This window comes from Gemmatimonas sp., assembly GCF_021298855.1.
Taxonomy (GTDB): Bacteria; Gemmatimonadota; Gemmatimonadetes; order Gemmatimonadales; family Gemmatimonadaceae; genus Gemmatimonas.
Genome location: NZ_JAJTHI010000007.1, coordinates 40,515 through 62,722 on the forward strand (window position 1 = coordinate 40,515; position 22,208 = coordinate 62,722).

General features: G+C 68.4%; 22 protein-coding genes. 6 read left to right on the plus strand and 16 right to left on the minus strand.

The window, feature by feature from the left end:
- Window positions 1-43: 43 nt before the first annotated feature.
- From uppS to LW840_RS02865, 3 genes are read right to left on the minus strand one after another with little or no spacing between them, the layout of a single operon-like run.
- Window positions 44-730, minus strand: coding sequence for a polyprenyl diphosphate synthase (uppS, locus tag LW840_RS02855; RefSeq protein ID WP_291261436.1), 687 nt, complete (start codon window positions 728-730; stop codon window positions 44-46).
- Window positions 727-1,128 carry a transcriptional regulator gene (locus tag LW840_RS02860; RefSeq protein ID WP_291261437.1) on the minus strand — a complete coding sequence of 134 codons (402 nt, stop codon included), beginning with the start codon at window positions 1,126-1,128 and terminating at the stop codon, window positions 727-729. The genes uppS and LW840_RS02860 overlap by 4 nt, the downstream gene beginning before the upstream one ends.
- Window positions 1,121-1,753 carry a hypothetical protein gene (locus tag LW840_RS02865; protein ID WP_291261438.1) on the minus strand — a complete coding sequence of 211 codons (633 nt, stop codon included), beginning with the start codon at window positions 1,751-1,753 and terminating at the stop codon, window positions 1,121-1,123. The genes LW840_RS02860 and LW840_RS02865 overlap by 8 nt, the downstream gene beginning before the upstream one ends.
- A 100-nt stretch (window positions 1,754-1,853) precedes the next feature.
- Here LW840_RS02865 and LW840_RS02870 point away from each other — a divergent pair, with 100 nt between their 5' ends.
- Window positions 1,854-2,333 (plus strand): hypothetical protein, encoded by a 480-nt coding sequence (locus LW840_RS02870; RefSeq protein ID WP_291261439.1) that lies wholly within the window; start codon window positions 1,854-1,856, stop codon window positions 2,331-2,333.
- A gap of 110 nt (window positions 2,334-2,443) precedes the next feature.
- Here LW840_RS02870 and LW840_RS02875 read toward each other — a convergent pair whose 3' ends face one another.
- Together LW840_RS02875 and LW840_RS02880 are read right to left on the minus strand one after the other, a co-directional pair.
- Window positions 2,444-2,758 (minus strand): hypothetical protein, encoded by a 315-nt coding sequence (locus tag LW840_RS02875; RefSeq protein WP_291276378.1) that lies wholly within the window; start codon window positions 2,756-2,758, stop codon window positions 2,444-2,446.
- Window positions 2,759-2,837: 79 nt separating this feature from the next.
- The gene (locus LW840_RS02880) at window positions 2,838-4,592 is read right to left on the minus strand and encodes a DEAD/DEAH box helicase (protein WP_291266081.1); all 1,755 of its coding nucleotides are present in this window, start codon (window positions 4,590-4,592) and stop codon (window positions 2,838-2,840) included.
- 60 nt (window positions 4,593-4,652) lie between these two features.
- Between LW840_RS02880 and LW840_RS02885 the strand changes: the two genes are divergently transcribed.
- Window positions 4,653-5,114, plus strand: a complete 462-nt coding sequence (locus LW840_RS02885) for an SET domain-containing protein-lysine N-methyltransferase (protein WP_291266080.1) — start codon at window positions 4,653-4,655, stop codon at window positions 5,112-5,114.
- A 20-nt stretch (window positions 5,115-5,134) separates the two neighbouring features.
- Here LW840_RS02885 and LW840_RS02890 read toward each other — a convergent pair whose 3' ends face one another.
- From LW840_RS02890 to LW840_RS02925, 8 genes are all read right to left on the minus strand, one after another.
- Window positions 5,135-5,638 carry a GNAT family N-acetyltransferase gene (locus tag LW840_RS02890; RefSeq protein WP_291276379.1) on the minus strand — a complete coding sequence of 168 codons (504 nt, stop codon included), beginning with the start codon at window positions 5,636-5,638 and terminating at the stop codon, window positions 5,135-5,137.
- Between the two features lie 26 nt (window positions 5,639-5,664).
- On the minus strand, window positions 5,665-6,693 hold the full coding sequence (locus LW840_RS02895; protein WP_291266079.1) for a molybdopterin-dependent oxidoreductase: 1,029 nt from the start codon (window positions 6,691-6,693) through the stop codon (window positions 5,665-5,667).
- 8 nt (window positions 6,694-6,701) lie between these two features.
- Window positions 6,702-7,055, minus strand: coding sequence for a TfoX/Sxy family protein (locus LW840_RS02900; protein ID WP_291261445.1), 354 nt, complete (start codon window positions 7,053-7,055; stop codon window positions 6,702-6,704).
- A 110-nt stretch (window positions 7,056-7,165) separates the two neighbouring features.
- The gene (locus LW840_RS02905; protein ID WP_291266078.1) at window positions 7,166-7,708 is read right to left on the minus strand and encodes a YaeQ family protein; all 543 of its coding nucleotides are present in this window, start codon (window positions 7,706-7,708) and stop codon (window positions 7,166-7,168) included.
- Window positions 7,709-8,112: 404 nt separating this feature from the next.
- Window positions 8,113-9,039: a branched-chain amino acid transaminase gene (locus LW840_RS02910; protein ID WP_291266077.1), complete on the minus strand. Its 927-nt coding sequence runs from the start codon at window positions 9,037-9,039 to the stop codon at window positions 8,113-8,115.
- A 40-nt stretch (window positions 9,040-9,079) separates the two neighbouring features.
- Window positions 9,080-9,871 carry an SDR family oxidoreductase gene (locus LW840_RS02915; RefSeq protein ID WP_291261448.1) on the minus strand — a complete coding sequence of 264 codons (792 nt, stop codon included), beginning with the start codon at window positions 9,869-9,871 and terminating at the stop codon, window positions 9,080-9,082.
- Window positions 9,871-10,542, minus strand: coding sequence for a cupin domain-containing protein (locus tag LW840_RS02920; protein ID WP_291261449.1), 672 nt, complete (start codon window positions 10,540-10,542; stop codon window positions 9,871-9,873). Before LW840_RS02920 ends, LW840_RS02915 begins: the two co-directional genes overlap by 1 nt.
- Window positions 10,543-10,561: 19 nt before the next feature.
- On the minus strand, window positions 10,562-11,200 hold the full coding sequence (locus tag LW840_RS02925) for an NAD(P)H-binding protein (RefSeq protein WP_291276380.1): 639 nt from the start codon (window positions 11,198-11,200) through the stop codon (window positions 10,562-10,564).
- Between the two features lie 123 nt (window positions 11,201-11,323).
- Between LW840_RS02925 and LW840_RS02930 the strand changes: the two genes are divergently transcribed.
- Complete coding sequence (locus LW840_RS02930) at window positions 11,324-13,009, plus strand: formate--tetrahydrofolate ligase (RefSeq protein ID WP_291276381.1); 1,686 nt, start codon at window positions 11,324-11,326, stop codon at window positions 13,007-13,009.
- Window positions 13,010-13,024: 15 nt separating this feature from the next.
- Here the strand turns inward: LW840_RS02930 and LW840_RS02935 are convergent, their stop codons facing one another.
- Both LW840_RS02935 and LW840_RS02940 read right to left on the minus strand, forming a co-directional pair.
- Window positions 13,025-13,642, minus strand: coding sequence for a YigZ family protein (locus LW840_RS02935; RefSeq protein ID WP_291261452.1), 618 nt, complete (start codon window positions 13,640-13,642; stop codon window positions 13,025-13,027).
- 14 nt (window positions 13,643-13,656) lie between these two features.
- On the minus strand, window positions 13,657-15,126 hold the full coding sequence (locus LW840_RS02940; RefSeq protein WP_291276382.1) for a DEAD/DEAH box helicase: 1,470 nt from the start codon (window positions 15,124-15,126) through the stop codon (window positions 13,657-13,659).
- 158 nt (window positions 15,127-15,284) lie between these two features.
- On the opposite strand from LW840_RS02940, the gene LW840_RS02945 reads away from it, so the two are divergent.
- Both LW840_RS02945 and LW840_RS02950 read left to right on the plus strand, forming a co-directional pair.
- Entirely contained in the window at window positions 15,285-16,631 is a 1,347-nt protein-coding gene (locus tag LW840_RS02945; protein WP_291276383.1) for a sulfatase-like hydrolase/transferase, read from the plus strand.
- Window positions 16,632-16,660: 29 nt separating this feature from the next.
- Complete coding sequence (locus tag LW840_RS02950; protein WP_291276384.1) at window positions 16,661-18,760, plus strand: prolyl oligopeptidase family serine peptidase; 2,100 nt, start codon at window positions 16,661-16,663, stop codon at window positions 18,758-18,760.
- Window positions 18,761-18,981: 221 nt separating this feature from the next.
- Here the strand turns inward: LW840_RS02950 and LW840_RS02955 are convergent, their stop codons facing one another.
- Entirely contained in the window at window positions 18,982-20,796 is a 1,815-nt protein-coding gene (locus LW840_RS02955) for an ABC transporter ATP-binding protein (RefSeq protein ID WP_291276385.1), read from the minus strand.
- 411 nt (window positions 20,797-21,207) lie between these two features.
- Between LW840_RS02955 and LW840_RS02960 the strand changes: the two genes are divergently transcribed.
- The gene (locus LW840_RS02960) at window positions 21,208-22,176 is read left to right on the plus strand and encodes an acyl-ACP desaturase (protein ID WP_291261457.1); all 969 of its coding nucleotides are present in this window, start codon (window positions 21,208-21,210) and stop codon (window positions 22,174-22,176) included.
- Window positions 22,177-22,208 lie beyond the last annotated feature (32 nt).

Consider the following 22,208-nt stretch of genomic DNA (forward strand, 5'->3'; position numbering starts at 1 on the left):
GTTGTCAGTGCAACCCGGACCCCGACGCAACCCGACCCGACGCCTACGCGCTGCCTACGGGAACCGGGACCGCGTTGAGGCCGCCAAAGCGCCGGTCGCGCTTCACGAAATCGGCAAAGACCGCATCGAGATCCGACGTGGTGAGGTCGGGGAACAGCGCATCGACGAACGCGAGCTCGGCATACGCACACTCCCAGAGCAGGAAGTCCGACAGGCGCCGCTCCCCACCCGTTCGCAGCAGCAGGTCCACATTGGGCAGCAACGGGTCACCTGGCCACTCGCCTTCCCCGGCACTCACGCGGGCGAACGCTTCCTGCAAGGCCGCCTTGCTGGAGTAGTCGATGGCAACACGCAGGTGCATGCGCGTGCACTGGGCAGTGCGCGCCTCCACCTCCTCCATCTTGGCCACCAGCGCCGGCGGCAGCCGGTCACGACGACCAATGATGGAGAGACGAATGCCGTTCGCCCGCAGCTCGGCGAGCTGCCGGTCGAGGTGCGAGGCGAACAAGTCCATGAGGAAGCCCACCTCTTCGCGCGGACGCTTCCAGTTGTCACTCGAGAAGGCGTACAGCGTGAGGTGCTGCACTCCCAGTCGCGCACAGTGCGCGACGACCTCGCGGGCTGTCTGCGCACCGCGCGCGTGCCCCATCCACCGCGGGCGCGCCCGCTTGGCCGCCCAGCGGCCGTTGCCGTCCATGATGACGGCGAGGTGCCCCGGCACGCCGGTCATGCGCCACCTACCCGTTTGATGAGAGCTTCCATGTGCGCGAGATAGCGTTCGAGGGCCTGTCGCCCCTCGGCGGTGAGTTGATACTCGGTGCGCGGCACGCGCCCGTCGAAGCGCTTCGTGCAGGTCACGTAGCCGGCGTCCTCGAGTTTGCGCGCATGCACGGACACGTTGCCATCCGACGTGTCGAGCAGCGTCTTGAGATCGGTGAATGAGAGCCCGTCATGCACCGCCAACGCACTGACGATGGCCAGACGCACGCGCTCGTGAATGAGCCGGTCGAGCGCGATCGGCAGCGCGGCGTCCCCGGTGACAGCTGTCAGCGGGGGCCGTGCCTTCTGAGGACGACCCGCGTCCGGACTCGTTTCGTCCCGTCGGGCCCGCCCCGGGGACTCAGCCACCGTACCGCCTGGCGATGTACACACCGAACCCGATCTGCAGCACCCCGAACCCGAGGGCCATGAGGACATCACCGTGAGCGAAAGGGAGGAAGAGCGCGCAGGTGCCGAGGCCGAGGAATCCCCCCCCCATGAGCGGCACAGCGCGGATGGAGTGTGCGCCCGCGGTCGTGACCCCCACCCCGTAGAGCAGCAGCCAGAGACCAGGCAGCGTGCGGTGCAGCAGCCGGGCGTCGACGCCCGGGGTGAACGGATCGAGCAGGGCCGCCGTGAGCACGGCCCCGGCGAGCATGGACGGCCAGAATCCGAGCAGGAACTTCCGGGCCGGCACGCTGAGGGTGAACTCCGCCTGGTCGCGCACGCGCCGGCGCATCTTGCGCCACATGGTCCAGCTGCCGGCGATCGCGGCCAAGACCGCCGTGCAGACCCACACCGCCACCCAGCGCTCGGCGCTGGACTGCGAGGCCGCCACCGGCGCGGCCAGCAGCGCCAGTGCCCCGACCCCTACGAGCCCCCAGCCCGGGACGTCGGTGAACGAGGCCGCGCCCTCCATGGTGCGCCGGATGAACGACAGGTCCTGCAATGCCCGGTCGTGCAACGCCGGAGGAGACGAGGTGGGGGCCGCCATAGGGCGGAGTATTCCTTGGGGAAACGCTTGTGTCAAGTACTTTGTGCAATGAAGTTAATCGAAACCCTGACGCCGTCTCCCGCCTCATCCGGACCTGCTGGTGCCCGCTTGGCTCCGTCGTACCCGTGCCGCCCTGACCATCGGCCTCACCTGGGCCCTCGGCTGGGCGCCCGTTGGAGTGCTGGTTGGCCTGGCCGTCGACCCTCACGGTCGCCTGGACGAACCCTGGCCCCTCATCTTCGCGTACCCGGGATTCGCCGGCGGCGTGCTCTTCTCCATCCTCCTCGCCCGGCGCGCGCACCATCGCCGCGTGGCGGATCTTTCCGTTCCACGCGTGGCGCGTTGGGGCGGGTTGGCCGGGCTGGCCGTCGGCAGTCTCCCGTTCCTCATTGGCAGCCCGACCGGGCGGATTCCGCTGGCCCTGCTGTACGCGGTGGTCGCCGGGGCCACCACCACCCTGTGTGCCGCCTCGGCGGCGGCCACCGTGGCCGTGGCGCAGCGCGGTCGCTCCACCGACCTCCCGGGCGCGTCACACGAGTCCGACCGCGTGGACGCCGCCGCCCTGTTGGCAGACCCCTGACGGCGTACCGCTTCACCTCGAGCAGCCGCGCCGTCGGTGCCACACGGCGCGGCCATCACGCCGTGGCCAGCCACGGCGCCGCGCGCGCCGGACTTCCGCGAGCCGTTCGCTCACGACGAGGACGAACGATGCCTGGCGATGAGGGTCTGCTCGCAGCCCAACGCCAGCAACGCACCGCCGGCGTACGCCGCGATGTCCAGCAGGTCAGCCGTGCGACCGAACAGTGGTACACCACGGAACTGCATCCATTCGACCACGAGCCCCACCAATGCCACGGCCCCGGCGCGCGCCAGGGCCGGTACCCGCACGGGGAGATCCTCGGTCGCCACGCCCAGCAGCAGCACCATGGCGAACGGCAAGAGCAGGTCCATCAGGTACCCGGTGACGAACCCCCGGAACGGGCCACGATACTGGGGACCAGTCACGAGGTGCAGGGTGGCGACCCCAACGCAGATCGCCACCACAACAGCCTTGTGCACCGCCCGGGACGGCGGCATCGCGGGCTCAGCGCATCCGGTCGCGCCGCACCTGCACGCGCAGTCCCTTGATCTTGGTGTTCTTGAGCGCGGAGATCACCTCGTCGGCCATGGCTTCGGGCACTTCGACGGTGCTGAAGTTGTCGGCAATCTGGATCGACCCGATGTGCGCCGAGTCGAGGCCGGCCTCGTTGGCGATGGCACCCACGAGATCACCCGGACGCATCTTGAGCTTGCGTCCGGCACCAATCCAGAGGGTGGCTGCCGTCCACGCGGTTTCGCGCTTGGCCTTCTTCCCCTTCGCGCCGCCTTCCGGGCGACGCTCGCGCACGTCACCACGCGACGACGCGTCCCGTTCCCGACCGAAGGGACGATCACCGCGTGGCTCACTGCGTTCGCGGGGTTCGCGCGGCGTGACGGCGGGAATCTCCGCTTCCTCGCCGCCATCGCGCGCGGCCACGAGCTTCACCGCCGCCGCCGCCAGATCCATGAGATCGAGTTCGCCGGCGAGCGACTCCACGATGCCGCGGAACGCGTCCAGATTCCCCTCGAGCACGGCTTCCCGCAGCGTGGCCTTCACCAGCTCCTGACGGTGGGCGCGCAGGTCGGCCACCGTGGGCACCTGCGCCACGTCGATCTTCTGGTTGGTCTGCCGTTCGATGTTGCGCAGCAGCCGGTGCTCACGCGGCTCGGCGAGCGTGATGGCCACCCCTTCGCGTCCGGCGCGACCGGTGCGTCCGATGCGATGCACATAGGTCTCGGCATCGGCCGGCACATCGAAATTCACCACGTGACTCACGTGCTTCACGTCCAGCCCGCGCGCGGCCACGTCGGTGGCAATGAGCAGGTCCACCTTCTTGGCGCGGAACTTCTGCATGACCCGATCGCGCTGATCCTGCGAGAGCCCACCGTGCAGCGATTCGGCACGCAGCCCGCGCGCGGTGAGGGTTTCGCTCAGTTCGTCCACCTCGGTGCGCGTGCGGCAGAAGACGATCGCACTGGTGGGCTGCTCGATGTCGAGGACCCGCGCGAGCGCGGGCATCTTGTGCGCCCGCGAGACGATGTAGGCCATCTGCCGCACCCGCGCCGATTCCCCTTCGGGCACGACTTCGCGCTCCACTGTCACGTGCTCGGGGTCACGCAGATACTTGCGCGTGATACCGGCGATGCGCGGCGGCAGCGTGGCGCTGAACAGCGCAGTCTGCTTCTCGGCCGGTGTGGCCTCGAGAATGGCCTCGAGTTCGTCGGCGAACCCCATGTCGAGCATCTCGTCGGCCTCGTCGAGCACCACCGCCCGCAACGTACTCAGCTTGAGCGTGTTGCGCTTGATGTGGTCGAGCGCACGGCCCGGCGTGGCGATCACCACATCCACGCCGCGCTTGAGGGCACGGATCTGCAGCTCCATGCTGGCGCCGCCGTACACCGCCAGCGCGTGCAGCCCCAGCGGCTTGCCGTAGCGGTGCACCGCTTCGGCCACCTGCATGGCCAATTCGCGCGTGGGCACGAGGATGAGCACCGAGGGGCCACCCACAGCCGCCTTGTGACCGGCCCCGATGCGCGTCAGCAGCGGGAGTGAAAAGGCAGCCGTCTTGCCGGTGCCGGTGGCTGCCTGCGCCAGCACATCGCGACCGGCGAGCAACGCCGGGATGGCCGCACGCTGCACCGGCGTGGGCTCTTCGTAGCCGAGGGCAGACAGCGCGTCGGCGATGCGCGGGTCGACGCCGAGGGTAGCGAAGCCGTTGTTGGCGCCGCCCACGGGCATGTCCGCGTCAGTATTCGTCATGATTTTCTCCTGTAGCCCTCAAAGGTAGCACATCCGGGGCGCCGATGGTGAAATTCCATCATGAACGTGATCAGCGGCCTGCCCTTCGAGGTCCGACCGAGCCCCATCCAGGGCCTCGGAGCCTTCGCCACGCGCCCCATCGCGGTCGGGACGCGCATCATCGAGTACGCCGGCGAGCGTCTCACCCCCGCCGAGGCCGAGGCGCGGTACCCCGACGAGCCGGGCTCGCGCCATCACACGTTCCTGTTCGCCATTGACGACGACGTGGTGGTGGACGCCTCCGTGAACGGGAACGAGGCGCGATTCCTCAACCACTCGTGTGCCCCCAATTGCGATGTCGTCGTGGACGAGAAGCGGCTCTGGATCGAGGCGCTGCACGACATCGAGGTGGGGGAAGAGCTCGTGTACGACTATGCCTTCGTGCTCGAGGAGCGTCACACGCCGACCGCCAAGCGACGCTATCCCTGTGCGTGCGGCGCCATCACCTGTCGCGGTACCATTCTCGCCCGCAAGCGCGGCTGAGCCAACGGCGCACGGCGTGCCTACAGCGCCCGCCGCATCACTGCGTCACGCTGGGGGTCGGCGCCAAGCATGAAGGTCTGCGTGCCCACGGCCGCGAAGCCCCATCGGGCGTAAAAGCGAATGGCGCGCGCGTTGCGCTCCCAGACGCCGAGCCACAGCACATCGCCACCGCCTTCACGGCTGGCGCACAGCACCGCCTCCATGAGCGCGGTGGCCACGCCGCGACCGTGCCAGGCGTGGTCCACGTAGAATCGTTCCAGCTGTACAGGATGCGCGGCGACCACGGCCTCGTGCGGCGTGCCGCTCATGAGGTACGCATACCCCACCAGCGCGCCGTCCAGCTCGGCCAGGAGACCGGTGCGCCGGGGCTCCGCCAGTTCGCCCCGTTGCCGTTCGGGACTGAACGCCAAGGCCAGATACGCCGCCATGTCGGCGGGATCGTTGTCGGCAGCGAAGGTGTGGGAAAATGTGCGCCGCGCAAAGCGACTCAGCACGTCGGCATCGTCGATCTCGGCCCGGCGCATGCGTAGCGTCGCCGAGTCCGTGTGCGTCACGACCGCACCAGCACCGGAATGGCGCGCACGGCGTTGTTGCCATAGCCAAGCCGGTTCCACACGATCGCCTCGGGCTGGGTCTCCCCTGTGGCGTCCGTGGCGCGACTGCGCAGCATCACGTTGCCCGTGGGGAGCGCGACCTCCAGGGAGAACGGCGTCCAGGCATACGGTGACGCCGGGGCCGACAGCGTGGCGCGATGCCATCGCGAGTTCACGGCGACATCCACGTGCGTGATGGCGCCCGACCCCGACCAGGCCCAGCCGCGTACGGTGCACTGGGGCGTCGTGGTCTGCTGCGGCATGGGCGAGACGATCATGCTCTTCACCAGCGCGCGCGAAACGGGGCGCACGTCGCCGTCCACGTCATACACGTAGCGCTTCTGCTGGAAGTACCCCGTGTAGGGCGCGCTCAGCAGCTGCACCCCGGCAAGCCACTTCACACTCGCCATGCCGTACCAGTTGGGGACCACGAGACGCACGGGCGCGCCATGATCGGCGGTGAGTGGATCACCATCCATGTGCGTGGCCACCAGCGTGTCGGGGTGCATGGCCACATCGAGAGGCAGCGCCCGCTCGAAGCGCACGATGCCGGTGGCGTCGTCGCGCGGTCCCGCATCGGCACCACACGCCAGCACTTCCACCGCCGTGCGGGCCGGGACCGCCTGAGCGAGCAGCGTCGCCAGCGACACGCCGCGCCACCGCGTCGTACTGACCGCCCCGTACTGCCACGGTTCACCCTCGGGCACCGGGTCCATCCCCAGCCGCCCATTCCCGGCGCACTCCATGGTCATCAGCAGCTCGTGCTGCGGCATGGCGGCCAACGCGTCGAGCGTAACGCGGGTGACGTGCTCGACGTCGCCCGAAATGACAATGGACCAATTGGCGTGGGCGGCAGGCGTCTCGAAGTTGCTGCGCACGTACACGCCGGGCGCCGGTGTGACCGGCTGCTGCAGCAGGGCCAGGGGGGTTTCGGCGCACAGCGGGTGGGCCCGCACCACGTCGAGCACCGAGGCGCGATCAGGCACGTCGCGCACTACGCGGACCGCTTGGCCTTTCGCTGCTTCGACTTGCGCCCCACCGACACCGCCACCGCCGCCCACTCGCGCAGCGCGTCGGTATCCTCGATCACGTCCACCGGCACCTCGTAGTACTGCATCACCTCGCCGCCTTCGCCGAAGGGACGAAAGGCGCGCATGCCACGCGCTTCGAACTCGCCGCGAGTGTGCTCATCCACCTTGAAGTACAGCACATCGTTGCCGATGAGGGCAAAGAAGGTGGCCCCGGCGTAGATGCCCACCCCGCCGAACATGTCACGGGCGCGCACGTCCGGCAGGGCGCGCTGAAGCCGTTCGAGCACGAAGGCACGGTAGGTGGCGGTGACCGGCATGCCTGAACCTCAGCCCGCAGCCGCCATCCGTCAATCCGTACCCGTCGGCATCGGGCACCCGGCCATGAGCACGACCACCGCGGGGGGCCACCGTCCGGTGCCCACATGGTTCACACGCTCAGCGGTACCCGCTCCACCGTGCCCGTCAGCGTGGCGTTGCCCACATTCACGAAGAGCGTCCCGTCGGTGACCGACAGGTCGAGCGACAGGCGGCGATCGAGCCGCTCGACGAGGGCATCCACCAGGGCGCGATCGAGCACATGGCAGACAATCTGCTCGACCTTGTGAATGCGCGCCCCCTGCAGTTGTCGGAGCCACACGGTGGGATCCTTGTGGGTGTAGACGATCACGTGCGGCGCCGCCTTGCTGGCCTTGTGCAGCCGTGCCGCGTCGGGAAGCCCGATCTCGATCCAGTGGGTGATCGTACCCGTCAGGTCGCGTACGCTCACGGTGGGATCATCGGGATCGGACACCCCCTTGGAGAAGGCCATCCCTTCGCGATACTCGAGGCAGTAGGCGAGGAGGCGCGCAACGAAGTACTCCGGCGCCTCCGACGGATGCATGGCCATGCGGAACGCGAGCGACTCGTACACGCCGCGGTCCACGTGGGCGAGTTCCACCTGCAGGGTGTACATGGTGCTCGTCAGGGCCACGACGTTCCTCCGCACGGCCTACCGGCACCGCTGGCGTGACCGCGGTGCGCATGAGAGGGGCACGCACTCCCGGGGACAACAGTGAACATGCTGAGGGGGCTGATCGTGGGAGAGGAAGGGCGCGAACGTCGGCAGTGCCGGACGTCGGAGTAGCCCGGACGTCGGAGTAGCCCGGACGTCGGAGTAGCCCGAACGTCCGAGGCCGGATGGATGCCGGAGGTCGGAGGCCGGAGACCGCAGTCGGAGGTCCGAGGCCGGATGCCCTGCGCGTACAGCACGGGCCGCGTATTCATCCGGCCTCCGACTTCGGACCGCCGTCTCCGGCCTCCGACCTCCGGCATCCATCGGACCTCCGACGTCCGAAATCCGACGTCGGAAATCCGGCTTCCCCAATTCCGTTCAGCTCACCGGCAGTACGTCAGCCATCCGTGCCGGTCTTCGATCTGGCCCTTGACGATGCCCAGATACTCCTGCTGCAGCCGCTTGGTGATGGGCCCCACCTTGCCGGCGCCGATCGTGATCTTGTCGATGCTGCGCACGGGGGTGAGCTCGGCAGCCGTGCCGGTAAAGAACACCTCGTCGGACATGTACAGCATTTCGCGGGGAATGTGCAGCTCACGCACCGGGATGCCCGCGTCCTGCGCCAGCTGCATGATGGTGGCGCGGGTAATGCCGCCCAGGATGCTGCCGTCGAGGGGCGTGGTGATGAGCGTTCCCTTGGACACGACGAACACATTCTGCCCCGACCCTTCGCTCACCACCCCACTCGGGGAGAGCGCGATGCCCTCGGCGTACCCGTTGGCGAGCGCCTCCATCTTGATGAGCTGCCCGCTGAGGTAGTTGCCGGCGATCTTGGCCATGGCCGGAATGGTGTTGGGCTGCACGCGATGCCAGCTCGAGATGCAGGCATCCACCCCGGCATCGAGCGCCTCGTCGCCCAGATAGGCTCCCCACGGCCAGCAGGGGAGGTAGGTCTCCACCGGCGCGCCAATGGGCACCATCCCGGCCGTGCCGTAGCCGCGCACGACCATGGGGCGCAGGTAACAGGCGTCGAGCCCGTTGCGCACCACGAGTTCGCGCGAGGCCTCCACCAGCTGCTCCATCGTGTACGGCACTTCCATGCGGTAGATCTTGCACGAATGAAAGAGCCGCTCGAGATGCTCGCGCAGCCGGAAGATCGCCGGACCGCGGGGCGTGCTGTAGGCACGAATGCCCTCGAAGGCGGACGATCCGAACTGCACGGAGTGACTGAGCACGTGAATCGTGGCGTCGGCCCACGGAATGAAATGGCCATCGCGCCAGATCCACTGCGTCTCGGTGATGCGGCTCATGTGTGGTGGTGCTGAGGGAGCGGAGGTGACGGAGCGGTGATCAGACGAGCGACTTGACGGCACCACCGTCCACCAGGACGGCCTGCCCCGTCATGAAACCGGACCGCGCAGAACAGAGGAAAGCTATCACCGACGCCAGCTCCTCGGGGCGCCCCACCCGCCCCAACGGGGACTCGCTCGCCCAGCCGGCGAAAATCGCCTCCTGCGACTGCCCCGTGCGGCGCGAGGTGGCGAGCGCCAGATCATCCAGGCGCTCCGTGGCCGTGAACCCCGGCAACACCGTATTCACCGTCACGCCGTCCTTGCCCACGTCATCGGCCAGCGTGCGCAGGAAGCCGGTGACCGCCGCGCGCAGGGCATTGCTCAACACGAGGGATCCCTGCGGGCGCCGGACGGCCAACGACGTGATGGCGATGACGCGCCCCCACTTCTTCTCCTGCATGGCCGGCACGAAGGCGCGCGTGAGCTCCACCACGCTGCGCAGCAGCAGGTCGCTGGCCGCGCTCCAGGCCGTCCAGTCGTGCGACAGGGGCGCACCCGTTGGCGGGCCACCCGTGTTGCACACGAGAATGTCCACCCCTTTGGGATACGCGGCGCGCGTGCGCTGCACCACGTGCTCGATGCCGGCCATGGTGGACAGGTCGGCCTCGAGCGCAATGACGGTCACCCCGAGGGCGCTCAACCGGCTGCGTGCCTCGCGAATGGCGGCGCCATCGCGCGAGCAGATGACGAGATCCACCCCCTCGCGCGCCAACTCCTCGGCCGTGGCGTAGGCAATGCCCCGACTGGCACCGCAGACGAGCGCCACCTTCCCCTGGATGCCGAGATCCATCAGCCCTGTCCTCCGTTGCTCATGGGCACACCCGTGCGCAGGTAATCGTCGCTCTTGTCGATCCAGTCCTGCCGCGGCGGGTTGAAGATGTCCACGTCGAGCGTGTCCTCGAGCGCCTCGGCGCGATGCCGCACCATGCTGGGAAGCACCAGCACCTCACCCGCTCGCACATCCGTGAACGTGTCGCCCGGGTTGTCGGCGTGCTCACCGATCCAGAAGCGCAGGGCGCCGCTCAGCACGTACGTGATCTGCTCGTTCACGTGGTCGTGCGCGGGCACGATGGCGCCCTGCTTGAGATACACGTGGGCGAGCATCTGCCGATCGGTGTAGATGAGGCGCCGGCCAATCAGTGGCGTGAGCTCCTCGACGGCCATGTCGTCCCACGACAGCTTGCGAACGTCGGTCATATGCAGGGAGGAAGGCAGGGTGGGCATGCGGGGCGCGCCGCCCGATGGGCGACGCGGACGAACAACAGCGGGGGCGGCCGACGGTGGCCGTGGCGGCGCGGCCACCCGGAGGGGCGGCGCAGGCGGGCCAAAGCGCGCAGCGGCGGCGAGTGCCGCCTGTTTGCGCGCTTCCGCCTTCTTGTTCTCTTTGCGGAGGTCCCAGAGCATCCACCCGCAGAAGAGCATCCCGGCGCCGAAAGTCAGCAGCGTATCGTACGGCAGCATCAGGAACGGAACCCGGCCCTCAGCGCTCGGCCACGTAGACCGCCTGCTGCATGAATCGCGGCTGCTCGATTTCCTGCAGGAGCACGCGCGCCAGCGTTGCGCGCGACACCTGGCTGCCGACGCCCATGGACAGGGTGCGGTCGACCTGCACGTGGTCGGTCGCCGGGGTATCGGTCAGCGTGCCCGGCTTCACCACCGTCCAGCCTTCCAGCTGGCTGGCGCGTATCAGGCGCTCCTGTTCGTCCCGGTCTTCCATCATGCCGTCGTGCGCCGACCGGCGGGCGAACAGGTTCTTGAGCTTCATCGTGAGCCCCATGTTGCCGGCACTCTCCCCCACCATCGCCCCGGTCACCACCAGCAGGCGTGACTGGTCGAGTGTCTTCATGGTGCTCACCACCAGCTTCGTGGCGGCGGCAATGTACGGCACGCGGGCGTCCTGCTTGTGCCCCAGCAGCATCAGGGCCGCATCAGCGCCGCGCAACACTTCGCGCACGGCGGTGGGGTCAGCCAGCGAGCCGACAATGACCGTGGCGTTCTCCGGCACCTGTTCGGCCGGTTTGGCCCGGTAGTGCAGGCGCAGGGCATGCCCGCCTGCCGCCGCGACGCCAATGAACTGGTGCCCCAGCCGACTCGAGGCGCCGTACACCGCGATGATCATCGCGATGCCCCGCTGGAACGGGCAGGCGGTGGGGCGCAGGGCGCGCGGCGAGTCCCGGCGTTCTGTGCTAGTATGAAAAAAAGCGCCATCCCACAACATGCACCCGCAACCCGCCGGACCGCCATGACAGTGCTGCCTGCCGCCGTCCCCACCGACATCGAGATCGCCCAACAGGCGGTCATGCGCCCGATTCGCGAGGTTGCCGCCGATCTGGGGCTGGGCGAGGACGACATCGACCTGTACGGGAAGTACAAGGCCAAGCTGCCGCTCTCCCTGGCGGCCGCCCCGGCCAAGGGACGACTGGTGCTCGTCACCGCCATCAACCCCACGCCGGCGGGCGAGGGCAAGAGCACGGTCAGCGTCGGGCTCTCGCAGGCGTTCCGGCGCCTCGGGCACAACGCCATCCTCTGCATGCGCGAGCCAAGCCTCGGCCCGGTCTTCGGCGTGAAGGGAGGCGCAGCGGGGGGCGGGTATTCGCAGGTGCTGCCCATGGACGATATCAACCTGCACTTCACCGGCGACTTCCACGCCATTGCCAGTGCCCATGCGCTGCTGTCGGCGATGATCGACAATCACCTCTACCACGGCAACGCGTTGGGGATCAACCCCAAGGGCATCACGTGGCCACGCACGATCGACATGAACGACCGCGCCCTGCGTAGCGCCATCATCGGCGTGGGCACCGGCAACGGGACCATGCGCGAGGAGCGGTGGGTGATCATTCCCGCCAGCGAAATCATGGCCATTGTGGCCCTGGCTGCCGACGCGGACGATCTCGAGCAGCGGCTTGGCAACATCATCGTCGGCACCACCCTGGGCAAGGACAAGAAGCCGGTGTACGCGCGGGAGCTCGGCGCCACCGGCGCCATGACGCTGCTGCTCAAGGATGCGCTGCGCCCCAATCTCGTGCAGACGCTCGAAGGCGGGCCCGCCATCCTGCACGCCGGCCCCTTCGGCAACATTGCGCACGGGTGCAACTCCCTCGCGGCCACCCGCGCGGGGCTGGCGCTGGGCGACATCGTCGTGACCGAGGCAGGCTTCGGCAGCGATCTGGGCGCCGAGAAGTTCTTCGACATCAAGTGCCGGGCCGGGGGACTCACCCCCGAAGCCGCAGTGCTGGTGGCGACGGTGCGCTCACTCAAGATGCAGGGCGGCGTCCCGAGGAGCGAACTCGATCGTGAGGATGTGGGCGCTCTCGAGCGCGGGCTGCCGCACGTGGCGCACCACGTGCGCAATGTGCAGCAGTTCGGCGTGCCGGTGGTGGTGGCCATCAATCGTCGCACCAGCGACAGTACGGCGGAGCTCGAGATGGTGCGCACCTTCGTGGAGCAGCTCGGAGTGCCGGTGGCGCTGTGCAACGTGTGGGCCGAGGGCGGGGCAGGCGGCGAAGCGCTCGCACGCGAGGTGCTCACGCTGCTGGACAGCGGGCGCGCGCAGTTCCGGCCGCTGTACGACACCGACCGCCCCATTCGCGAGAAGATCCGCACGGTGGCCCAGCAGGTCTACGGCGCCGACGGGGTGGACTTCTCCAGTGCCGCCGAGAAGAGCATCGACTGGCTCGAGGCCAATGGACTGGGCCACACGCCGGTGTGCATGGCCAAGACGCAGTACTCGCTCACCGACGACGCGACGAAACTGAACGTCCCCTCGGGGTTCCGCATCACGGTGAACGAAGTGTACGGCAGCGCCGGCGCCGGCTTCGTGGTGGCCAAGTGTGGCGACATCATGACCATGCCCGGCCTGGCCAAGAAGCCCGCCGCCGAGGGGATGCGGCTGCGTCCCGACGGGACGATCGAGGGGCTCAGCTGAGCGAAGCCGCCGACCTCAGCCCAGCAGCTGCACGGCGCCGCTGCCGCGGGTGAGGTTGGCGATGGCCGTCTCGAATGCGGCCACCTCGGCGCGCGGCAGCTTCACGGTGAAAGCGGCCTGTTCGTGGAATTCCTGCGTCACCACCTCGGCGTTCACCGTGGGGAGCAGCTGCTGCACGGCACCAATGTGCGCGTATCCCACGGCGACGCGTGCCAGCACGGTATCCACCCGCGTTACGGTAGGCAGGGACGCGAGCGCCTCCTGTACCGCACCGCCGTAGGCCTTCACCAGACCGCCGGTGCCCAGCTTCGTTCCGCCATAGTAGCGCGTCACGACGGCGACGATGTCGCCAACGCCACCGTGCTGCAGCACCGTGAGCATCGGGCGACCGGCGGTGCCGTGCGGCTCGCCGTCGTCACTGAGGCCGATGCGATCGGTGCGGCCGGGCGCACCAATCACGTACGCCCAGCAGTTGTGGGTGGCGTCCGCGAACTCGGCCCCCACAGCCTTGATGAACGCCTGCGCCGCGTCGGTGCGCGTAGCCGGCGCGATGGAGCAGATGAAGCGACTGCGCTCGATCACCTGCTCCACACGGTGGGGACCGCGGGGAATCGGATACCGCACGTCATCCATGCGGCAGCCGTGGTTTACTTGTAGGGGCTGTCGTTCCGGGCCCCACCGGCACCCCCACCAGCGCCACCGCCACCGCCGCCGGGACGGCGCGGACCACGACGACGACGGGCGCCGCCCTTGGGCGCCTCGCCAGCCACGGACGTCGAGCGACTGCCGCCAGCCGGCGCAGAACGCGCCCCCCGCTCGGTCTTCGCCGGCTTGGCCGTGCGTCGCGCCGCCTCGGCATCCTGCGCGGCGGTTCGGCGTGCCGCCTTTTCCGCCGCGCGCGCCCGATCCTCCGCCTTCTTCTTGCGGATTTCGGCGATACGCTCGGCGATGGGCACCTCGAGCTTCGCCTGCGGCTTGGCCGTGTAATCGAAGTCCGGCACGGTGACCCGCGGCAGCTGCTTCTTGATGGCGCGCTCGATGAGCTTGAGTTCGCCTTCTTCTTCCGGGCTCACGAAGGTGAAGGCCTCACCGGTCGCTTCGGCGCGCGCGGTGCGCCCCACCCGGTGGATGTAATCCTCCGCCGCCACCGGCACATCGAAGTTCACCACATGGCCCAGGGCCTCCACATCAATGCCGCGCGCGGCAATGTCGGTGGCGACGAGCACCTGATACGTGCCGTCCTTGAAGCCGGCGAGCGCCTGTGTGCGCTGGCTCTGCGACCGGTTGCCGTGAATGCGCTCGGCCTTGATGCCGGCCGTGACGAGCTGGCTGGCCAGCCGGTTCGCGCGGTGCTTGGTGCGGGTGAACACCAGGGCCTGCGGCATGTCGCCACGCGTGAGCAACGCCACCAGCAGGGCGCTCTTGAGGTCCTGCGACACCGGGTACACCGCCTGCGTGATCCCCTTGGCCGGGGCGGCCTGGCGCTGGAGGTTGAGGGTGGCCGGCTTGTTGAGCATCTCCTGCGCAAGCGCCGCAATCGGCGGCGGCATGGTCGCGCTGAAGAACAGCGTCTGCCGCTTGGTCGTGGGCAGGTGCCGCAAGATCCTCTTGATCTCGGGGAGGAAGCCCATGTCGAGCATGCGATCGGCCTCGTCGAGCACGAGGAACTCGAGCGCGTCCAGCTTGGCATACGGCTGACGGAAGTGATCGAGCAGACGCCCCGGCGTGGCCACCATGACATCCACGCCACTGCGGAAGGCGTGCTCCTGCGGCCCCATGCCCACGCCGCCGAACACGGCGGCACCGGTGAGCGGCGTATGCGTGGCCACATCGTTGAAGCTCTGCACGATCTGGGCGGCCAGTTCACGCGTGGGCGTGAGCACCAGGGCGCGTGTCTTGCCACGCGGCCGCGTCATGAGATGATGCAGGATGGGAAGCAGGAAGGCATACGTCTTGCCGCTGCCGGTCATGGCGCAGGCCAGCAGGTCGCGCCCCTCGAGTGCCGGCGGGATACTCTCGCCCTGAATGGGCGTGGGCCGGGCGAAGCCGAGGTCCTTGAGGCCTTGCAGAAGGCTCGGGTGCAGCTGAAGCGAAGTAAACGTGTGTGAAGCAGTCACGAAGTCTGGTCTGGATAGTTTGTGTTCTTCAAAGCTCGCCGATTGCTCTAGCCGACGCCATGCCCGCGGTCGGATATTGGCACATGGCCCGTTTCGCTGTCCTTGCTTCGCGGTCTCACCGGTGGCGCGTAATCGCGTGCGGCATACTCGCTTGCGGCGTGTTGACCGCCGTGCCGCCGGCGGCGCCGGCGCACTCGGCACCGCCGCCCGCTCCTGCGGCGCGGCCCAATGTGGTCCTCATCATCACCGATGATCTGGGCTACGCCGACATCGGGCCGTACGGCGCCACCGACGTGCGCACGCCGCATCTCGACCGTCTCGCACGCGAGGGGACACGCTTCACGCAGTTCTACGCCAACGGCGTGCTGTGCACTCCCACGCGCGCCGGCCTCATCACCGGACGCTATCAGCAGCGGTACGGCCTCGAGGTGCCGCTGGGCGGGCCGGCATCCGGTGAACGTGGCGGTCTCGTGCCGACGGGCACCTCGCTGCCGCAGCTGCTGCGGGCCAACGGCTACACCACTGCCCTCGTGGGCAAGTGGCACCTGGGCTATGCCCCGACGATGTCCCCGGGCGCGCATGGGTTCGACTGGTTCTGGGGGCTCAAGAGCGGCTATCACGACTATTACCGGCACACGGACGGTGCCGGGCGCCCCGACCTGTTCGAAAACGACACCCCCATTCGGGCGGAGGGGTACAGCACCGATCTCATTGCGCAGCAGGCCGTGGCCTTCATCGAGCGGGAGCGCGACCGTCCCTTCTTCATCGACGTGGCCTTCAACGCGCCGCACTGGCCCTTCCAGCCCCCCGATCGCCCCACCGTGGCTCGTGACAATGGCCGACTCCTGAGCCCCAGCGATTCGGCGGCGGGGACGCGTGCCGATTATGTGGCCATGGTGGAGCGCCTGGACCGCGGGGTGGGCACGATTCTGCGCGCGCTGGACCGGCTGGCGCTGCGCGAACGCACCATCGTGATCTTCACCAACGACAACGGCGGCGAGTGGCTCTCGAACAACGGGCCCTTCTTCAACCGCAAGTACACGGTATGGGAAGGTGGTATTCGCGTTCCCACCATCGTGCGGTGGCCGGGGCGGGTTCCGGCGAATGCGCGCACGGCGCAGGTCGGCATCACGATGGACCTCACGGCATCGGTGCTGGCGGCGACCGCCACGCCCGTGCCCGATTCCGCTCGTCTCGAGGGCATCGATCTCTTCCCGGTGCTGCGCGGCGCACGACCGATCATGCCACGCACGCTCTTCTGGCGGTCGACGTTCGAGGGCCGTACGCAACGCGCGGTGCGCGACGGCCGCTGGAAGTACGTGCGCGATGCCAATCATGATTTCGTGTTCGACCTGAGTACCGACACCGGGGAGCGCCGCGATCTCACGCGCCTGCACCCCGCAATCGCCCGCCGGCTTCGGCAGCGCCTGCTCGCGTGGGAGCAGGAGGTCGATACCGAAGCCCATTCCCGCCGAGCCACGCCCGGCGGCCCGACGGAGCCCTGATGCACTGGCCGCTCTCTCTCCGTGCGCCGATGGCGCGGCTTGCCGCCCTGATGGTGGTGGCTGCCGCACCCGCCACGGCGCAAACACCGCCCTCGATTCGCGCCATCGAGGCCGCCCCGTTTCCATCAGCCATGGTGGCCTCGCCACAGGGTGACCTGGTGGCCTGGGTGCACAACACGGAAGGGGCGCGCAGCATCGTCGTGGCCGCGGCGCCCGCGTACGCCGCACGGCGCGTCGTGCATTTCGGCGCCGATGACGGACAGGAGGTGGCCCAGCTCGCCTTCTCGGCCGATGGACGGACGCTCTGGTTCGTTCGCGGCAGTGGTCCCAACCGTGCAGGGGAGCACCCCAACCCCACCAGCGACCCGGCCGGCGCCGAGCAGGCGATCTGGCGGGTGCGGCTCGACACGAACGCGGCCGTGGCCGAACGCATCACCGAGGGCAGCACCCCGACTCCCGCCCCATCGGGAGACGGGCTGCTCTTCGCGCGCCGCGGCCAGGTCATGACGCTCACCACCACGGGGAGCAGGGCGGAGGCCGCGCCGCTCTTCCGCATGCGTGGCAGCGCGAGTGAGTTCCGCTGGTCGCCCAACGGCGACATGGTGGCCGTGGTGTCGAGTCGCGGGACGCACGCCTATGTCGGCGTGTACGACCTGCGGGCGAAGCGCCTGCGGTGGATGTCGCCCAGTACCGACACCGATGGCTCGCCGGTATGGTCGCCCGACGGTACGCGGCTGGCCTTCCTGCGGCAGCCCTACGAACGGCGCCGCATGATCTTCCTGGCGGTGCGCACGGCCCAGCCGTGGAGCATTCAGGTGGCCAATGTCGCTACCGGCGTGGCCTCGCCGGTGTTTCGTGCCACCCCCGGCACCGGCTCCGCCTTCTGGCCCATGCAGGCGGAGACGCAGCTGCTCTGGAGCGCCGACGACCGCCTCGTGTTTCCGTGGGAGCGCGACGGGTTCCTGCATCTGTACAGTGTGCCGGCATCGGGCGGCGCGTATACCCAGCTCGATCGCGGCCCGCACGAGGTCGAGTACGTCACGCTGGACCGCACGCGCAGCCAGCTGATCTTCAACTCGAACCAGGGGGATCGTGATCGCCGGCATCTGTGGCGGGTGAGTGCCGCCGGCGGCAGTGCGCCCACGCCGCTCACCGGCGGAGCCAGCATCGAGTGGATGCCCACGCCCCTCGCCGACGGCAGTGTGGCCTTCCTGCGGAGCGATGCCCGGGTGCCGGCGCATGCGTCCATCATCACGGCCACGGGCACCACCCTCGCCGCCGCACGGTATCTCGCCCCCGAAACGATGCCGGCCGACTTCCCCAGCCAGGAGCTCGTGGTGCCGAGCGCGGTGGACATCCGGGCAGCCGACGGCATCACGAGTCATGCGCAGCTGTTCCTGCCACCGGCCGGTCGGTTCAACGGCAAGCGGCCCGCCATCATCTTCCTGCACGGCGGCTCACGGCGGCAGATGCTGCTGGGATGGAACTACGGGGCGTACTACCACCACGCGTATGCCTTCAACCAGGCCCTCGCCCTGCGCGGATGGGTGGTGCTCTCGCTCAACTTCCGCAGCGGCATCGGCTACGGACGCGACTTCCGCGAAGCGCTCGACTACGGCGCCGGCGGGGCCAGTGAGTACCGCGACGTGGTGGCCGCCGCGCGGTGGCTGCGTGCGCGCGCCGACGTGGACACCGGCAAGGTTGCGCTGTGGGGAGGCAGCTACGGCGGCTATCTCACTGCCCAGGGGCTGTCGCGCAACCCCGAACTCTTTGCGGCCGGCGTGGACGTGCATGGCGTGCACGACTGGAACGTGGGAATCCAGACCTTCCTCACCGACTACAACGCACTCGAGGATCCGGCCGCATCCCGCCTGGCCTTCCTGTCGTCACCGCTCTCGCAAGTGCGCCAGTGGAAGGATCCGGTCCTGCTCATTCATGGTGACGACGATCGCAACGTGCGCTTCATCGAGACGCTCACGCTCATGCAGCGGCTGCGCGCGCAGGACGTGCCCGTGGAACAGCTGGTGCTGCCCGATGAGATCCACGGCTTCCTGCGGCACGAGTCGTGGATGCGCGTGTTCGAATCGGCCCTCGACTTCCTCGACCGGCGGGTGCTGCGGAAGCCGTAACAGAGGGCCGCAAGACTCGAGTCTGGAGACTCACGCCGGAGAGTTGAGAGTACCGCGTGAAGTTGAGCCCGGATTGCGGTGAGCGTTGCGCGGGCTCGCAGTGAGAATCGAGGACCCACGCTCAACTCTCGCCGCTAGGCCCCTCGTGCTCACTGCGATCCGGGCTCAACTCTCCGCCTCAGCCTCTCGACTCTGCCCTCAGACCGCTCGGATCTGAGAGGTCAGCCGGTAGCGGCGATCTCTTCGCCCGGATTGATGAACTGGTCCTGCTCGAGCTGGTACTGCCGGTTGTAGAGATCGCGATAGCGTCCGCCCAGCGCGAGCAGCTGGGCGTGGGTGCCGCGCTCCACGATGCGCCCCTTCTCCAGCACGAGAATCTGGTCGGCACTGGTGATCGTGCTGAGGCGGTGGGCGATCACGAAGGTCGTGCGCCCGGCACGAAGCCGGCGCAGCCCCTCCTGGATGAGGTGCTCGCTCTCCGAATCGAGACTCGAGGTGGCTTCGTCGAGGATGAGGACCCGCGGGTCGGCCAGGATCGCGCGGGCGATCGCCACGCGCTGCCGCTGTCCGCCCGACAGCTTCACGCCGCGTTCGCCCACGATCGTGTCGTACTGCTGCGGGAAGCCCATGATGAAGTCGTGGGCATTGGCGATCCTGGCCACGGCCATGATTTCCTCGTCGGTGGCACCCGGCTTGGTGAAGCCGATGTTGTCGCGCACGGTGCCGTCGAAGAGGAAGTTGTCCTGCATGACCACGCCCAGATGGCGGCGATAGTCCCGCAGCTTGAGGTCACTGACCGGCGTCCCGTCCACGCGGATACGCCCCTGTTGCGGCTGCGCAAAGGCCATGATGAGCGAGATCATGGTACTCTTGCCGCTGCCACTCGAGCCCACCAGCGCCGTCGTCGTGCCCGCCGGCGCGTCGAAGCTGACCTGCTGCAGCACCGGCACCCCGGGTTCGTACTCGAAGGTGACGTCCTCGAACTGCACATGCCCCACCACGGCGGGGACCGCCTGCTTGGCCGCGTCCTCCTGGTCCTCGGTGGCCATGTCGCGCAGTTCGCGAATGCGATCGAGTCCCGCGAACGCTTCGGTGATCTGCGTGCCGATGCTGGCAATCGAAATGAGCGGTGCCGTGACCATGCCGATGAACACCACGAACGTGATGAGGCTGCCCAGCGTCATGCGGCCGCGAATGACGTCCCCACCGCCCACGTACATCACGATCACCCCGATGACGCCAACCACCCCGAGCCCCAGCGTACCGGTGAGCGACGTGCCGGTGATCGTCTTCGCGATGTTCTGGAAGAGCCGCTGCACGCCCTCACCGAACACCTTCTTCTCACGCTCTTCGGCGGTGTACACCTTGATGAGGCGGATGCCGCCCAGGGTTTCCGTGAGCCGGCCGGTCACGTCGGCCTGAATGACACTGCGCTCGCGAAAGATGGGACGGAGGCGCTTGAAGGCGATGCTCATCCCGGCGCCGAAGAGCGCCAGCGGGAGCACCGTGGCGAGGGTGAGCGTCCAGTTGAGATAGAGCAGCACGCCCATGGCACCGATGGCGCTGAGGAGGCCGCCGGTGAGCTGGATGAGCCCCGTGCCGATGAGGTTGCGAATCCCCTCGGGGTCGCTCATGACCCGGCTCACCAGGACTCCACTCTTGGTGCTGTCGAAGTACCGCACCGGCAGGCGGATGAGGTGCCCCTGCACCTCCTCGCGCAGCTGGGCGATGGCCTGCTGGGCCGCCACGCTCACCACCTGGGACAGGGCGTACCCGGTGATCGACTGCGCGATGGTGGCGCCAAGGCCGGCGAGGGCGATGTAGCCGAGCAGCCGGAGGTCGCCCTGTGGCAACGCCTCGTCGAGCACCTTCTTCGTGCTGTACGGGAGGACGAAACTCGAGGCGCGACTGACGAGCATGAGCGCGAGGCCGATCCCCACCGAGCGGCGGTGCTGCACGATGAGGGCGCGCGCTTCACCCCACGCGCGCCGGCTGTCGTACATGGGCTTCTTCGAGGCGGCAGTTGGAGGAACCATGTCCCTAACTTAGCCGCGTCGGCGACCCGGCGGGTCGCGCCGCCGGCGCGTGTGTCGCTGCCCGCCCGGATGAGCGCGCTCACGGCGCGGAAGCGGAGTGCGGTCGTGGGATGGCGATCGGCGGAGACGTCGAGGACCCGTCCGGTTCGGCGCCCCGCTTGTGGAACACCGGAATCGCAAAGGATATTACACCATCAGAACAGCAAGACATCACTAGAAGAGCAAACAGCCGCTCTTGTTCATTCGTATTCGGAAGTGAAGAGCCCACGCGCTGGCACGACGCGTGCGAACGGTTCCCCGCCCCGATGCGTTCGCCACCGGTACGAAGTACGGCGCAACGCAGCCGTCTGGTTGGTCCCCCGCGGCGACATCCAGTAGTTTGCGGATCGACCCGCTCCCCATCGGAACTGCATGTTCATACCAAGTAAAGAAACGCTGGCCAAGGTCGAGGTGCTCGCCGACCTCGAGAACGACGTGGACGAGCTGATGACCGCGCACGAAGCCAAGCGTGTGCTGTGGTTTCCGTCCGAGCTGCTCGCCCCCGAGCCGGACACGGACCCCGACCTCCACGTGCGGCAGCTGCGCGAGCGGGCCCGAGGCATCAGCATGCCCGCCCGGGTAGCCCTGGCGCTCAACACGCTCACCGAAGAGGGGTTGCCGCATTTTCATCGCCTGCTCGCCACCTACCTGGGGGGCGACACCTTCTGGGCCAAGTGGAACAACCTCTGGACCGCCGAGGAGGACCGGCACGGGGCGGTGCTGCACGACTACGCGCACGACAGCCGCATCCTCGACAATCCGGTGCTCGAGCGCATGCAGTTCGAGTACCTCAAGGCGGGCTTCGAGCCGGAATGGGACAAGGACCCGTATCGGGTGTTCGTCTACACGTCGCTGCAGGAGCGCGCCACGCAGGTGAGCCACGCCAACACCGGCAAGCTTGCCGGTGAGTACGAGCCGCTCATCGGTGAAGTCCTGGCCAACGTGGCCAAGGAAGAGGCGCGGCACTACGTGTTCTACCGCGAGATCTTCAAGCGCGTGCTCGAGCGTGACCCCAGCAACGCCATGGTCTCGGCGTCGCTCATCATGCCCAGCATCGAGATGCCGGGGGTGAGCATGCCGCACTTCCGCGAGATGGCCGACGTGATCCGCCGCGCGGGCATCTACGGGCCGCGCGACTACATCAGGATCGTCGAGGATCTCATCAAGTTCTGGGCGCTCGACAAGGTCGAAGGGCTCAACGAGGCGGGCAAGAAGGCGCAGGAAAAGATCATGGCCATCACGGCGCGCCTCGAACGCGTGGCCGACATGATGGAGACGCGCAGCAAGGCCAAGACCTTCTCGTTCAACGTCGCCTTCGCGCGCGAATTCGCGATGGACTGACCCGCACGGCGCGAGCCCCGGCCGTGAGACGG